A 16,923-nucleotide genomic window follows, 5' to 3' on the forward strand; every position below is an offset into this window, starting at 1 on the left:
CACGATGGCCGTGCAGAAAGACCGCGTCGCTGAGGCTCTGCGAGCATCGCTCAAGGAGACCGAACGGCTGCGTGAACAGAACCGCAAGCTCGCGGGCGCGATGCGGGAGCCGATCGCGATCGTCGCGATGGCGTGCCGGTTCCCCGGCGCGAACTCTCCCGAAGAGCTGTGGCGGATCCTGGCCTCCGGTACCGACGCCATGACCGAATTCCCGGCCGACCGCGGCTGGGATGTGGCGAGTCTCTACCACCCGGACCCCGACCACCGTGGGACCTCCTACGTCCGGGAAGGCGGCTTCCTGGACGGCGTCGGCGAGTTCGATGCCGGGTTCTTCGGGATCTCGCCGCGTGAGGCGACCGCGATGGACCCGCAGCAGCGGCTGCTGCTCGAAGCCTCCTGGGAGACCTTCGAGCGGGCCGGCATCGACGGGCTCTCGCTGCGCGGCAGCCGGACCGGTGTCTTCGTCGGGGTGAACTACCAGGATTACGCCTCGCAGCTGCGGGTGGCGCCCGAGGTGGCCGAGGGCTACGGCGTCACCGGTGCCTCGGCGAGTGTGCTGTCCGGCCGTATCGCCTACACCTTCGGCCTCGAAGGTCCCGCGATCACCGTGGACACCGCCTGTTCCTCCTCGCTGGTGGCGCTGCACTGGGCGATGCAGGCGCTGCGTGCGGGGGAGTGCTCGCTGGCCGTGGCCGGCGGCGTCTCGGTGATGTCCACCCCCGATCTGTTCGTGGAGTTCTCCCGGCAGCGTGGTCTCGCCGTGGACGGCCGGTGCAAGGCGTTCGCGGGCGCCGCGGACGGTACGGGCTGGGGTGAGGGCGCCGGGCTGCTGCTGGTCGAGCGGCTGTCGGACGCCCAGCGCAACGGCCACCCGATCCTCGCGGTGGTGCGGGGTTCGGCGGTGAACCAGGACGGCGCGTCCAACGGTCTGACCGCCCCCAACGGCCCCTCGCAGCAGCGGGTGATCCGGCAGGCCCTGGCCAGCAGCCGGCTGTCGGCCGATCAGGTCGACGCGGTGGAGGCACACGGCACCGGTACGACCCTCGGCGACCCCATCGAGGCCCAGGCGCTGCTGGCGACCTACGGGCAGGACCGCCCCGCCGACCGGCCGCTCTGGCTCGGCTCGGTGAAGTCCAACATCGGACACACCCAGGCCGCCGCCGGAGCTGCCGGGGTCATCAAGATGGTGATGGCCCTGCGGCACGGTGTGCTGCCCAAGACCCTGTACGTCGACGAGCCCACCCCGCACGTCGACTGGTCGGCCGGCGCGGTGCGGCTGCTCACCGAGGCCCGCGACTGGCCGGAGACCGGCCGGCCCCGCAGGTCCGGGGTGTCGTCCTTCGGGATCAGCGGCACCAACGCCCATGTCATCCTCGAACAGGCCCCGGAACGCGAACCGGCCCCGGAAGAAGCCCCGGCGGCGCCCGCCGCTCCGGCGGCTCCCGCGGTGCTGCCGTGGGTGCTGTCCGCCCGTTCCCGGCAGGCCCTCGCCGCCCAGGCCCGTGAACTGATGTCCTTCGTGGCCGACCGGCCGGATCTGGACCCGGCCGACATCGGCTTCTCCCTGGCGACGAGCCGCGCCGCGCTGGAGCACCGCGCGGTCGTCTTCGGGACCGGGCGTGCCGAACTCCTCGCCCGTGTCGAGGAGTTGGCCGAGCGCGGGGTCGATGCCGCCGGTGCGCTGTGCGGGGTCGCGGGCGACGGCCGGGTCGGTGTGCTGTTCACCGGCCAGGGAGCGCAGCGGCTCGGTATGGGCCGTGAGCTGTACGAGACCTATCCCGTCTTCGCGCAGGCGTGGGACGAGGTGTGCGCGGAGCTCGACCCACGGCTGCCCCGGCCGCTGCGGGAGGTCGTCTGGGGCGAGGACCAGCAACTTCTCCACCAGACCCAGTACGCCCAGGCCGCGCTGTTCACCGTCGAGGTCGCGCTCCACCGGCTCATGCGGTCCTGGGGCCTGACCCCGGACGTGCTGCTGGGCCACTCCATCGGTGAGGTCACCGCCGCCTACCTGGCGGGCGTGTGGTCGACGGCGGACGCGGCGCAGCTGGTCGCGGCCCGTGGGCGGCTGATGCAGGCGCTGCCGGCCGGCGGGGTGATGGTGTCGGTGCGGGCCTCGGAGGACGAGGTCCTGCCGCTGCTGGAGGGCCGCGAGCAGGTCGGGATCGCCGCCGTCAACGGCCCCGAGTCCGTCGTGCTCTCGGGTGCCGAGGACGCGGTGGAGCAGGTCGTCGCCGCCCTGGAGGCCGAGGGCCGTAAGGTCAAGCGGCTACGGGTGAGCCATGCCTTCCACTCGCCGCTCATGGAGCCGATGCTCGCCGAGTTCCGCGCCGTCACGGAGCAACTCACCTACCAGGAACCGCAGCTCGCGGTGGTGTCCAACGTGACCGGACGCCTGGCCGAGCCCGAGGAACTGCGCGATCCGGCGTACTGGGTCCGCCACGTCCGGGAGGCCGTGCGTTTCCACGACGGCATCCGGGCCGCGCACCGCGAAGGCGTGGACCTCTTCGTCGAACTCGGCCCCGGCGGGGTGCTCTCCGCCATGGGCCAGGACTGTCTGCCGGAGACCGTCGCGTTCCGGCCGAGCCTGCGCGCGGACCGCCCCGAACCCGAGGCGCTGCGCGACACCCTCGCCGGTGCCCACGTACGCGGCGCCACCGTCGACTGGACCCCCCACCTCCGGGGCGGCCGGCGCACCGCCCTGCCCACCTACGCCTTCCAGCGCCGGCGGTACTGGCTCGAAGGCTCCGCCGGCGCCGGGGATGTCACGGCCGCCGGCCTCGGCCCGGCCGGACACCCGCTCCTCGGCGCGGCCGTGGCGCTGCCCGACTCCGACGGCTTCCTCTTCACCGGCCGGCTGTCGCTGGCCACCCACCCCTGGCTCGCCGACCACGCGGTCTCCGGCACCGTGCTGGTACCGGGCACCGCACTGGTCGAACTCGCCATCCGCGCCGGGGACCAGGTCGGCTGCGACCTCCTGGAGGAACTCACCCTCCAGACGCCCCTCACCCTCCCCGGCCAGGGTGCGGTGCAGACCCGCGTCACCGTCGGCGAGCCCGCCGCGGACGGCCGCCGGGAGATCTCGGTGTTCTCCCGCCCCGAAGACGCCGACGCCGATGAGCCCTGGACCCAGCACGCCACCGGCTTCCTCGCCGCGGCGGCCGGCACCGGCACGCCCGACGGACTCGCGGGGGCATGGCCGCCCGCCGAGGCCGAGCCCGTCGCCGTAGACGGCTTCTACGAGGAGCTGACCGCCGCCGGATTCGCGTACGGACCGGTGTTCCAGGGCGTGCGGGCCGCGTGGCGGCGCGGCGACGAGGTGTTCGCCGAGGTCGCGCTACCCGCGGAAGCGGCGGAACAGGCGGGCCGGTTCGGACTGCATCCGGCCCTGCTCGACGCGGCCGTACAGACCGTGAGCCTCGGCGCGTCCCTCACCAACGGCGGGCCCGGCCTGCCGTTCTCCTGGACCGGCGTCCGGCTGCACGCCGTCGGCGCGGCCACCCTGCGGGCCAGACTCTCCCCGTCCCCGGACGGCGGGGTCGCGGTCCTCGTCACCGACGACACCGGCACGCCCGTGGCCACCATCGACTCCCTGGCGATCCGGCCCGTCTCCGGCACCCTCAAGTCCGCCGCCCGCGACCACTGGTCCTCGCTCTTCCACCTCGACTGGATCACGCTGCCCGAAGCCGGCGAGCCCGCCCCGGTCACCTGGGCCGCCGTCGGCAGCGGCGCCGACACCGTGGCCCGAACACTGCGCGCCGCCGGCACCGAAGTGGTGACGGCCGAGGACTTCGCGGCCCTCGCCACGCGGGACGCCGTGCCGGACGCCGTGCTCTGGGCCCTGCCGGAGGCCGCCCCCGGCGAACTGCCGGACCGGGTACGGGAGACCACCACCCGGACGCTGGCCGCCCTGCGCGGCTGGCTGGCCGAGGAGCGGTTCGCCACGTCCCGGCTGGTCATCCTCACCCGGGGCGCGGTCTCCGTCACCGACGAGCGCAGCCCGGACCTCGCACCCGCCCCGGTATGGGGACTGGTCCGCTCCGCGCAGACCGAGCACCCGGACCGCTTTCTCCTCATCGACCTCGACGACCAGGACGCGTCCTGCCACGCGCTGCCCGCCGCCCTCGCCTCCGGCGAACCACAGCTCGCGCTGCGCGGCGGCACCCTGCACGCCACCCGTCTGATGAAGGCCGCCTCCGCCGCCCCGCTGACCCCGCCGGACGGCCGGGCCTGGCAGCTCACCAGCACCGCCAAGGGCAACCTGGACGCCCTCGCGCTGGTGGACAGCGACCGCGCCTGCGGGCCACTGGCCGGGCACCACGTCCGGATCGAGGTACGCGCCGCCGGCCTCAACTTCCGGGACGTGCTCAGCGCCCTGGACATGTACCCCGGCGACGCCGGAGCGATGGGCCTGGAAGGCGCCGGCGTGATCGTCGAGGTCGGCTCCGGCGTGACCGGCCTCGCCCCCGGCGACCGGGTGATGGGTACGTTCACCGAAGCCTTCGGCCCCCTCGCCGTCGCCGACCACCGGGCCATCGTCCGCATCCCCGAGGGCTGGTCCTTCGCCGAGGCCGCGGCCACCCCGATCGTCTTCCTCACCGCCTACTACGCCCTGGTCGATCTGGCCGGAGTGCAGCCGGGCGACACCGTGCTGGTGAACTCCGCCGCCGGCGGCGTGGGCATGGCCGCGGTACAGCTGGCCACCCACCTCGGCGCCGAGGTCTACGGCACCGCCGGCCCCGCGAAGTGGGACGCCCTGCGGGACCTCGGCCTGGACGACGACCACATCGCCTCCTCCCGGACCCTGGACTTCGAGAACCAGTTCCTGGCCGCCACCGGCGGCCGCGGCATGGACGTCGTACTCGACTCCCTGGCCGGCGAGTTCGTGGACGCCTCCCTGCGGCTGCTGCCCTCGGGCGGCCGGTTCATCGAGATGGGCAAGGCCGATATCCGCGACGCGGACGCGACCGCCACCGCCTACCCCGGCGTCCGCTACCGCGCCTTCGACCTCCCCGAGGCCGGGCCGGAACGCACCCGCGAGATGTTCACCGACATCCTCGCCCTGTTCGACCGCGGCGTACTGCGCCCGCTGCCGCTCACCACCTGGGACGTGCGCCGCGCCGCGGACGCCTTCCGGTACATCAGCCAGGCCCGCCAGGTCGGCAAGGTGGTCCTCACCATCCCGCCGGCGCCGCACCCGGACGGCACGGTACTGATCACCGGAGCCAGCGGCACCCTCGCCGCCGTCATCGCCCGGCACCTGGTGGCCGAACACCAGGTGCGCCACCTCCTGCTGGTCAGCCGGCGCGGCGCCGACGCCCCCGGCGCGGCCGACCTGCGCGCCGAACTCACCGCACTCGGCGCCGAGATCACCCTGGCCTCCTGCGACATCGCCGACCGGGCCGCGGTGGCCGCGCTGCTCGCCGGCATCCCCGCGGAGACCCCGCTGACCGGTGTGGTGCACACCGCCGGGGTGCTCTCCGACGGCGTGATCGACTCGCTCACCCCCGAACGGCTCGACCACGTACTGCGGCCGAAGGCGGACGGCGCCTGGCACCTCCACGAACTCACCAAGGACCTCGACCTCTCCGCCTTCGTACTGTTCTCCTCGGTGTCCGGCGTGTTCGGCGGCCCGGGCCAGGGCAACTACGCCGCCGCGAACACCTTCCTGGACGCCCTGGCCGCACACCGCCGCGCGCTCGGCCTGCCCGCGCTCTCCCTGCCGTGGGGCCTGTGGGCCGAGGCCAGCGCCATGACCGGGAAGCTGGCCGAGCACGATGTGCGGCGCGCCGCCTCCGGTGGCGTCCTGCCGATGACCTCGGAGGAGGGCGTCGCGCTGTACGACGCGGCCGCCACCGTCGCCCGAGCGGTGGTCACGCCCGCCAAGCTGGAACTGAAGGGCGCCGCCGCGGCCGAACTGCCGCCCGTGCTCAGCGGTCTGGTACGCGCCCCGTCCCGGCGCGCCGCCGCGCTCACCGCGCCGGACGCCGGCAACACCCTCGTCCAGCGGCTCGCCGCGCTGTCCACCGCCGAACAGGACCGGGCCCTGCTGGACCTGGTACGTACACAGGTGGCCGCGGTGCTCGGCTACCCGGGCCCCGAGGCGGTGGAGGCCGAGCGCGCCTTCTCCGAGCTCGGCTTCGACTCGCTGACCGCGGTGGAGCTGCGAAACCGGATCAACGGCGGCACCGCACTGCGACTGCCCGCCACCCTCGTCTTCGACTACCCGAACTCGCTCGCCCTGGTGAACCACCTCCGCGGCGAACTCCTTGGCCGGCAGACCGACACCCCCGCGCCCGTGCGGTCCTCCGCCGCCGCCGACGACGACGAGCCGATCGCCATCGTCGGCATGGCCTGCCGCTACCCCGGTGGAGTGGAGTCACCCGAGGACCTCTGGCGGCTGCTCGCCGACGGCACCGACGCGCTGTCCGGCTTCCCCACGGACCGCGGCTGGAACCTCGACGAGCTGTACCACCCCGACCCCGACCACCGCGGCACCTCCTACGCCCGCGCGGGCGGCTTCCTCGCCGACGCCACCGGCTTCGACCCCGCCTTCTTCGGGATCTCCCCGCGCGAGGCCCTGGCCATGGACCCCCAGCAGCGCCTGCTGCTGGAAACCTCCTGGGAGGCCTTCGAGGGCGCCGGAATCGACCCCCACTCGGTCCGCGGCACCAAAACCGGAGTATTCGCCGGCGCGACCTCCGACGACTACTCCACCCAGCTGGCCCCGGTGTTCGACCAGACCGAGGGATACGCCAGCACCGGCACCGCGGGCAGCGTGGTCTCCGGCCGCATCTCGTACTCCTTCGGCCTCGAAGGCCCGGCACTGACCGTGGACACCGCCTGCTCGTCCTCCCTGGTGGCCCTGCACCTGGCGATCCAGGCACTGCGCTCCGGCGAATGCTCACTCGCACTGGCCGGCGGGGTCACCGTGCTGGCCACCCCGGACGTATTCATCGAGTTCTCCCGCCAGCGCGGCCTCGCCGCGGACGGCCGCTGCAAGCCCTTCGCCGACGCGGCAGACGGCACGGGCTGGGGCGAAGGCGCCGGCATGGTGCTCGTCGAGCGGCTGTCGGACGCCCGGCGTAACGGTCATCCGGTGCTTGCGGTGGTGCGGGGTTCGGCGGTGAACCAGGACGGTGCGTCCAACGGTCTGACCGCCCCCAACGGCCCCTCGCAGCAGCGGGTGATCCGTCAGGCGCTCGCCAATGCCGGGCTCGACGCGTCGGATGTGGACGCGGTGGAGGCGCACGGCACCGGTACGACGCTGGGTGACCCGATCGAGGCGCAGGCGCTGCTGGCGACGTATGGGCAGGGGCGTCCGGAGGACCGGCCGCTGTGGCTGGGTTCGGTGAAGTCGAACATCGGACACACCCAGTCGGCGGCCGGCGCGGCCGGTGTCATCAAGATGGTGATGGCGCTGCGGCACGGTGTGCTGCCCAAGACGCTGCACGTCGATGAGCCGTCGTCGCATGTGGATTGGTCCGCGGGTGCGGTGGAGTTGCTGACGGAGGCCCGGGATTGGCCGGAGAGTGGTCAGCTGCGTCGGGCGGGTGTGTCGTCGTTCGGTATCAGCGGGACGAATGCGCATGTGGTGCTGGAGCAGGCACCCGACGAGGTGCCTTCGGCCGTGGAACCGGCTGAGGGCGTGCCTGCTGGGGTGGTGCCGTGGGTGTTGTCGGCGCGTTCGGAGCAGGCGTTGTTGGCTCAGGCAGGGCGGTTGGCGTCGTTTGTGGCGGACCGTCCGGGGCTGGATCCCGTTGATGTGGGGTTCTCGCTGCTGAGTACGCGGGCGGGGTTGGAGTACCGGGCGGTGGTGCTCGCCGCTGATGGTGCGGAGGCGCTTTCCGGCCTTCGTGGGTTGGCTGCGGGGGTGGATCCTGCGGGTGTGGTGCGGGGGGCGACCGGTACCGGAGCCGGTAGTCGTGTGGCGCTCGTCTTCCCTGGTCAGGGGTCGCAGTGGCTGGGGATGGCGGATGAACTGATGGCCGCTTCCCCGGTGTTCGCGGGGCGGATGGCTGAGTGTGGTGCGGCGCTGTCGGAGTTTGTGTCCTGGAAGTTGGATGAGGTTCTTTCCGACGAGGACCTGTTGGCGCGGGTTGATGTGGTGCAGCCGGTGCTGTGGGCGGTGATGGTGTCGCTTGCTGCGGTCTGGGAGGACTGTGGCGTGGTGCCGTCGGCTGTGGTGGGTCACTCTCAGGGTGAGATTGCGGCGGCCTGTGTCGCGGGCATTCTGTCGTTGCGTGATGGTGCCCGGGTGGTGGCGTTGCGCAGTCAGGCCATCGGGCGTGTGCTGGCCGGGCGTGGCGGCATGGTCTCGGTCGCCGGCTCCCGCGAGTCCGTGCAGGAGCGCATCGCCAAGTGGGGCGAGCGGGTGTCCGTCGCGGCCATCAACGGGCCGACGTCGACCGTGGTTTCCGGTGAGCCTGAAGCCTTGCAGGAGCTGTTGGCGGAGTGCGCCGAGCAGGACGTACGGGCCCGGCAGATCCCGGTGGACTACGCCTCGCACGGCCCCCAGGTCGAGGAGCTGCGCGAGGAGCTCGCGACGGTTCTGGCCGAGGTGGCACCCGAGGAAGGCCGCATCCCGTTCTACTCCGCGGTGAACGCGTCAGTCGTCTCGGGCGAGGAACTGGACGCCGCCTACTGGTTCGAGAACCTGCGCAATCCGGTGCGGTTCGAGGAGGCCGTCCAGGCTCTGCTGGCCGACGGGCACGGCGTTTTCGTCGAGTCCAGCGCGCACCCCGTACTGACTCCGGGCATCGAGGACACGGCGCAGGAAGCGGGCAGCCCCGTCGTAGTGACCGGGACCCTGCGCCGCGACGAAGGTGGCTGGCCGCGCTTCGCGCAATCGCTCGGACAGCTCTGGGCGCACGGCGTGCCGGTGGACTGGAGCACCCTGCTCCCGGCCGGCCGGCGGCGGGTCGACCTGCCCACTTACGCCTTCCAGCACAAGCGCTACTGGCCCTCCGGTGTGTTCTTCGGCGGGGACGCCTCGGGACTCGGACTCGATGCGGCCGATCATCCGCTGCTCGGCGCCGCCCTGGCGCTGCCGGACTGCGATGGCTTCCTCTTCAGCGGCCGCCTGTCGCTGGCCACCCACCCCTGGCTGGCCGATCACTCCGTCATGGACACCGTGCTGCTCCCCGGGACCGGACTGGTGGAACTCGCCATCCGGGCCGGTGACCAGGTCGGCTGCGATCTGCTGGAGGAACTCACCCTTGAGGCCCCGCTGATCATTCCGGCGACCGGAGGTCTGCAACTCCGTGTCACCGTCGCCGAGTCCGATGCGGACGGGCGCCGTGAACTCGCCGTGTACTCCCGTGCCGAGGAGGCTCCGGCAGACCAGCAGTGGACCCGGCACGCCACCGGCCTGCTCGCGCTGGGTGGTGCCGAGCCGGTGGACTTCGGCGAGGAGAGCTGGCCTCCCCTCGGCGCTGAGCCGGTCTCCGTGACCGGCGTGTACGACGAGTTCGCCGCGGTGGGCATGACGTACGGCCCGGTGTTCCAGGGCCTGGGCGCAGCCTGGCGGCGTGGTGAGGAGATCTTCGCCGAGGTCGCCCTGCCGGAGGACATGGCTGCCGACGCGGCCAAGTTCGGGCTGCATCCGGCCCTGCTCGACTCCGCGCTGCATGCGATCGGTCTGCACCCGGCCACCGAGGCCGGGGGCCACGCCCAGCTGCCCTTCGCCTGGAACACGGTCCGCCTGAACGCCGTAGGAGCAGCCGCACTGCGGGTAAAACTGAGCCCGGCCGGCGGTGGATTCTCGGTCCTGGTCGCCGATGGCACAGGAACCGTGGTCGCCTCCGTCGACTCCCTGGTGACCAGGCCGGTGACCGCCAGTCAGCTCAACGAAGGCAACAGCACCGATGCCCTGTTCACCGTGGAGTGGTCGGAGTTGCCTCTTCGGTCTGAGCCGGTGGAGGTGCCGGAGCATGTCGTGCTGGCGGTGCCTGGCGCAGATGGTGCGTTGGAGGTGCCGGCGGCGGTCCGGGCCACGGTGGGCCGGGTGCTGGAGAGTGTGCAGTCGTGGCTGGCTGATGAGCGTTGCACGCGTTCGAAGCTGGTGGTGGCGACCCGTGGTGCCGTATCGGTGGCGGGAGAACCGCTGGATGCCGTAGGTGGCGCGGTGTGGGGTCTGTTGCGTTCCGCGCAGAGTGAGAACCCGGATCAGTTTGTGCTGCTGGACCTTGATGAGCAGCAGTCCTCGGTGGATGCCATCGCTGCGGCGGTTGCTTCAGGTGAGCCGCAGGTGGCGATCCGGGACGGTGTGGCTTCCGTGCCGCGGCTGGCGAGGTCCGTACCGTCCGATGCGGATAGTGCGCCGGTGTGGGACACCGAGGGCACGGTGCTGATCACGGGTGGCACGGGCACACTGGGTGCACTGTTCGCCCGGCACCTGGTGTCTGAACACGGCGCCCGAAGCTTGGTGTTGACGAGCCGTCGTGGCCTGGACGCTGACGGCGCCCGGGAGTTGCAGTCGGAGCTGACTGAGCTGGGTGCCCGGGTTGAGGTCGTGGCGTGTGACGCGGCTGACCGGGACGCGCTGGCCGCCGTGCTGGCAGGTATCCCTGCGGACGCCCCGCTGAAGGGCGTAGTGCACACCGCCGGTGTCCTGGACGACGGCATCATCGGCTCGCTGACCCCAGAGCGTCTCGACACTGTGCTTCGGCCCAAGGTGGACGCGGCCTGGAACCTCCACGAACTGACCCAGGACCTGAACCTGTCCGCGTTCGTGCTGTTCTCCTCGGCCGCCGGTGTGCTCGGCAGCGCCGGACAGGGCAACTACGCCGCGGCGAATACGTTCCTTGACGCCCTCGCTCAGCACCGTCGTCTCAGTGGCCTGCCGGGTACCTCCCTGGCCTGGGGGTTCTGGGCGGAGCGCAGTGCCATGACTCGCGAGGTCGGCTCCGCCGATGTCCGGCGGATGGCTCGCGGTGGTGCGCTCGCGCTCGACCAGGCCGAGGGTGTGGCCCTGTTCGACCTCGCCTGTGCCGCGCCCGGCTCCGGGCTGCTCGTGCCGATCCGGCTCGACCTGCGGGGTCTGGCCGCTTCCGGCGCGGTGCCGGCGGTGCTGCGGAACGTCGTACGGGTGCCGGTGCGGCGCGCCACCGCAGCGGCCGGTGAGGCCGCGTCGCTGCGGGAGCGGCTGGCCGGGCTGCCGGCCGAGGACGGTGCGGCGCTGCTGCTCGACCTGGTGACCGCTCAGGTCGCGGCCGTACTGGGCTACGAGGACTCCGGCGCGGTGCGTACGGACCAGGTGTTCAAGGATCTCGGTTTTGATTCGCTGACCGCCGTGGAGCTGCGGAACCGGCTGACCGGGGCCACCGGGCTGCGGCTGCCCGCAACCCTGGTGTTCGACTACCCGACACCCCTCGCACTCACCGACTGTCTGCGTCGCGAACTGCTGGAGGAGGAAGCGGCGGTCGTGCCCACCACACGGGCCGCCGCCCCGGACGAGGAGGCCATCGCGATCGTCGGTATGGCCTGCCGTTACCCCGGTGGTGTCACCTCGCCCGAGGAGCTCTGGCAGCTGCTGGCGGCCGGTACCGACGCCATCGGTGAGTTCCCCGCCGACCGTGGCTGGGACCTCGACCGGCTCCATGACCCCGAGCCCGGCCTGCCCGGCAAGACGTACACCCGCGAGGGCGGATTCCTCTACGACGCGGGCGAGTTCGATCCGGCGTTCTTCGGGATCTCCCCGCGCGAGGCACTGGCCATGGACCCGCAGCAGCGGCTCCTGCTGGAGATGTCCTGGGAGGCCGTCGAGCGGGCCGGGATCGCCCCGGCCTCCCTGCACGGCAGCCGGACCAGTGTCTTCGCCGGCATCATGTACCACGACTACGGCTTGCAGACCGACTCCATACCGGAGGAGGTCGAAGGACACCTCGGTACGGGGACGTCCGGCAGTGTCGCCTCCGGCCGGGTGGCATACACCTTCGGCTTTGAAGGGGCCGCGGTCACGGTGGACACGGCCTGCTCCTCTTCGCTGGTGGCGCTGCATCAGGCGATGCAGGCGCTGCGGGCGGGGGAGTGCGAGCTCGCGCTGGCGGGTGGCGCCTCGGTGATGTCGACCCCGGGCACCTTTGTCGACTTCTCGCGGCAGCGGAACCTCGCGATCGACGGCCGGGTCAAGGCCTTCGCCTCGGGCGCGGACGGCACCACCCTCGCCGAGGGCGGCGGAATGCTCCTGGTGGAGCGGCTGTCCGACGCGGTGCGTAACGGTCATCCGGTGCTTGCGGTGGTGCGGGGTTCGGCGGTGAACCAGGACGGTGCGTCCAATGGTCTGACGGCGCCGAACGGCCCGTCGCAGCAGCGGGTGATCCGTCAGGCGCTCGCCAATGCCGGACTCGACGCGTCGGATGTGGACGCGGTGGAGGCGCACGGCACCGGTACGACGCTGGGCGACCCGATCGAGGCCCAGGCGCTGCTGGCGACCTACGGCCAGGACCGCGAACAGCCGCTGTGGCTGGGTACGGTCAAGTCGAACATCGGGCACACCCAGGCCGCCGCGGGCGTCGCCGGTGTGATGAAGATGGTCCTGGCCATGCGACGCGGTGTCCTTCCGCGGACCCTGCATGTCGATGAACCCTCCTCGCACGTCGACTGGACGGCCGGAGCGGTCGAACTGCTCACCGAGGCGCGCGACTGGCCGGCCACCGGGCGGCCGCGCCGGGCAGGCGTGTCCTCCTTCGGGATCAGCGGCACCAATGCGCATGTCGTGCTGGAAGAGGCGCCCGGAACGGCAGCCGAGGAGCCCACCGCGAACGGCTCCGGCTCGGACACCGGCTCCGACGCTGGCTTGGACACCGGCTCCGACACCGGCGTCGTGCCCTGGGTGCTCTCGGCCCGCTCCGCGGAGTCCCTCGCCGCACAGGCCGGACGGCTGGCGTCCTTCGTGGCAGCACAGCCGGAGCTGAGCCCGGCCGACATCGGGTTCTCGCTGGTCACCACCCGTACCCCACTGGACCACCGCGCGGTGGTCCTGGGCACCGACCGCACGGAACTCCTTACCGCCCTCCGGAACGTCACCCCGGACGCCGATGTCATCGGCGACCCACGACTCGGTGTGCTGTTCACCGGTCAGGGCGCGCAGCGACTGGGAATGGGCCGTGAGCTGTACGACACCTTCCCGGTGTTTGCGCGGGCCTGGGACGAGGTGTGCGGGGAGCTGGACGGTCTGCTGCCGCGGCCCCTGCGTGAAGTGGTCTGGGGCGAAGAAGACCTGCTCGATCAGACGCAGTACGCGCAGGCGGCGCTGTTCGCCCTCGAAGTCGCGCTCTTCCGTCTTGTCGAATCCCTTGGCGTGACACCGGCTGTGCTGCTGGGGCATTCCATTGGAGAGGTCACTGCCGCCCATCTGGCGGGTGTCTGGTCGCTGGCGGACGCAGCGAAGCTGGTCGCGGCCCGTGGGCGCCTGATGCAGGCCCTGCCCACCGGCGGCGTCATGGTCTCGGTGCGGGCCTCGGAGGATGAGGTCGCGCCGCTGCTGGAAGGTCGTGCGCAGGTCGGTATCGCCGCGGTCAACGGCCCCGAGTCCGTCGTGCTCTCCGGCGCCGTGACCGAGATGAACCAGGTCATCACCGCCCTGGAGGCCGAGGGCCGCAAGGTCAAGCGGCTGCGCGTGAGCCACGCCTTCCACTCGCCGCTGATGGACCCGATGCTGGCGGAATTCTGCACGGTTCTAAACCAACTCACCTACTCAGACGCACAGTTGCCGATCGTCTCGAACGTGACCGGCCGCCTCGCCGACCCCGCCGAACTCCGCAACCCCGAGTACTGGGTCCGCCACGTCCGCGAAGCCGTCCGTTTCCACGACGGCATCCAGGCCGCCCACGCCCAAGGCATCACCACCTACCTCGAACTCGGCCCGGACGGCGTCCTCTCCGCCATGGGGCAGGACTGCCTACCCCAGACCGCCGCAACCACCGCCCCCACCACCCTCCAGCCGAGCCTCCGCAAGGACCGCCCCGAACCCGTCGCCCTGCTGCATGCTCTCGGCGTGGCCTACGCCCGGGGCGTTCCGGTGGAATGGACGTCGCTGTTCCCGGGCGCCCGCACCGTGGAGCTGCCGACCTACGCCTTCCAGCGTCGGCGCTACTGGCTGGAGGGGACCACCGGAGCCGGCGATATGACGGCCGCCGGGCTGGGCAATGCCGAGCACCCGCTGCTCGGCGCCACCGTGACGCTGCCGGATGCCGTCGTCCTGAGCGGGCGGCTGTCCCTGGCCACGCATCCGTGGCTGGCCGACCACGCCGTCATGGACACCGTGCTGCTGCCGGGAACCGCTCTGGTCGAACTGGCCCTCCAGGCCGGCGACCGGCTCGGTTGCGACCTCATCGAGGAACTGACCCTTCAGGAGCCGCTGGTTCTGCCGGAGCGGGGCGGCGTGCAGCTGCGCGTCGTCGTCGCCGAGCCCGATGAGGACGGCCGCCGGCCACTGACCGTGTACTCCCGGTTGGAGGAGGACACGGAGGAGAGCTGGACCCGGCACGCCGTCGGTGTGCTGGCCGCCGGGAGCACCGTGCCGGTCGGCGAGGGTGCGGAGGTCTGGCCGCCGGCCGGGGCCGAGTCCGTCTCCGTGGACGGTTTCTATGACGAGCTGGCTGCCGCCGGCTTCGGCTACGGCCCCATGTTCCAAGGTGTCCAGGCCGCCTGGCGGCGCGGGGACGAGGTGCACGCCGAGGTCACACTGCCCGAGGAAACGACCGCCGATGCGGCGAAGTTCGCCCTGCATCCGGCCCTGCTCGATGCCGCGCTCCAGACCGTCGGACTGCTCGACGGCGCCGCAGCGGGGCTGCCGTTCGCCTGGCGCGGGATCCGGCTGCATGCGGTGGGCGCCGGCTCGCTGCGTACCACGCTGACCCGGGACGGCGACGGTGTGCGGGTGAAGGTCTTCGACGAGACCGGTGCGCTCGTGGCCGGCATCGACACGCTGACCGTCCGGCCGGTGCGTACCGAGCAACTGGCCGGCGGGCGCGGGGAGTCGATGCTCCAGCTGCGCTGGACTGCGCTGACCCTCCCGGACGCCACGACGGTGTCCGCCGGGAACTGGGCCGTGCTGGACGAGAACGGGATCGGTCTGAAGGCCGTTCTCGACGCGCCCGCGCTCGACTGGCCCGCGCTCGCTGAGCTGGACGAGGTCCCGGACGTGGTGCTGTGGTCCGTGCCGGACACCGCGGGGGAGGGCCTGGCCGATGGTGCCCATGTCCTCGCGCGCCTGGTGCTGGAGCGGCTTCAGAGCTGGCTCGCCGAGGAGCGGTATCAGGACGCGCGGTTGGCGATTCTGACCCGTGGTGCGGTGCTGCTGGACGGTGAGACGGTCTCCCCGGCGGCAGCGGCCATCTGGGGGCTCGTCCGGTCCGCGCAGTCGGAGCACCCGGACCGGATCGTGCTGATCGATGCCGATGCCCTCGGTGATTCCGATTCCGATGTCGATGCCGATGCCCTCGGTAATGAGGACGCCGGGCTTGCCCTGCGCGCCGCCGTGGCCGGCGGTGAACCGCAGCTGGCCCTGCGCGGCGGGAGTGTTCTCGTGCCCAGGCTGGCCCGGTGCGCCGCGCCCGGACAGGGGAGTGCGCCGAGGTGGAATACCGAGGGCACCGTGCTGATCACCGGGGGCACCGGAGCCCTGGGTGCCCTGGTGGCGCGGCATCTGGTCACCGAACACGGGGTGCGGCACCTGCTGTTGATGAGCCGTCAGGGACCGGCGGCCGAGGGCGCCGCGGAGCTGTGTGCGGAACTCGCCGGGCTCGGTGCGAGCGCGGAGATCGTCGCCTGTGATGCGGCGGACCGGGACGCCCTGGCCCGGGTCCTGGACGGGCTGCCCGCCGATGCCCCGCTCACCGGAGTGGTGCACACGGCAGGCGTCCTGGACGACGGGGTGTTCGGTTCGCTCACTCCGGAGCGGCTCGATGCGGTGCTGGCGCCGAAGGTGGACGCCGCGGTGAATCTGCATGAACTCACCAAGGGCCGTGAGCTCTCCGCGTTCGTGCTGTTCTCCTCGGCGGCCGGGGTGCTCGGTTCCCCGGGGCAGGCCAACTATGCGGCGGCCAACAGCTTCCTGGACGCCCTCGCCGGCTATCGCCGTTCGCTGGGCCTCCCGGCGGTCTCGCTCGCATGGGGACGCTGGGCCGACACCAGTGAGATGACCGGCGGGCTCGACCAGGCCGACCTGCGGCGGATGAGCAGTGGCGGCATCGACGCGCTGACCTCCGCGGAGGGGCTGGCCCTGTTCGACGCCGGGACCGTCTCGGCGGAGAGCCTGCTGATTCCGGTACGGCTGAACACCGCCGCGCTGCACGCCCGTGCGGCCGACGGGATGCTGCCACCGGTCATGCGGGACCTGGTCCGGGCGCGCGTGCGCCGCTCCGCCGCCGGCGGGAAGGCCATGGCCGAGGACCTGCGCGGGCGCCTCGCCGGGCTCAGCGATCCGGAGCGGCAGCAGCTGCTGCTCACCGTGGTGCGTACGCAGGTGGCCGCGGTCCTGGGCTACTCCGGGCCGGAAGAGGTTCCCGGCGGGCGGCCGTTCAGTGAGCTCGGTTTTGACTCGCTGACCGCTGTGGAGCTGCGCAACACCCTGACCGCGGTCACCGGACTGCGGCTGCCGGCCACCCTGGTCTTCGACTATCCGACCTCGGAAGTCCTCGCCGAGAAGCTCCGTGCGGAGCTGCTCGGCGAACGGGACGAACAGTCCGCCCTCCTCTCCGTCTTCGCCGGGCTCGACCGGCTGGAACTCTCGCTGCCCGAGATCGCCACGGACGAGGTCGCCCGGGACCGGCTCGCCGTCCGGCTCCAGAGCCTGCTGTCGGAGCTGGGCGGGGCGCAGGAGGACGACGGGGCGGGGACGGTCGCCGCGACGCTGGACGCGGCGAGCGACGACGAGGTCTTCGACTTCATTGAGCGAGAGTTCGGGAGTTCCTGATATGG

At 72.2% G+C, this 16,923-nt stretch carries 1 protein-coding gene; it reads left to right on the forward strand.

Annotated features, from left to right (window positions below):
* Positions 1-4 precede the first annotated feature (4 nt).
* Complete coding sequence (locus tag AC3EUV_RS21650; protein ID WP_435603638.1) at positions 5-16,918, forward strand: SDR family NAD(P)-dependent oxidoreductase; 16,914 nt, start codon at positions 5-7, stop codon at positions 16,916-16,918.
* The last annotated feature ends 5 nt before the right edge of the window (positions 16,919-16,923 follow it).

The organism is Streptomyces sp. bgisy130, assembly GCF_057708345.1.

Bases quoted from the DNA above. Each gene is read 5' to 3' on its own strand.
- AC3EUV_RS21650 (WP_435603638.1), top strand. From the start codon at position 5: ATGGCCGTGCAGAAAGACCGCGTCGCTGAGGCTCTGCGAGCATCGCTC.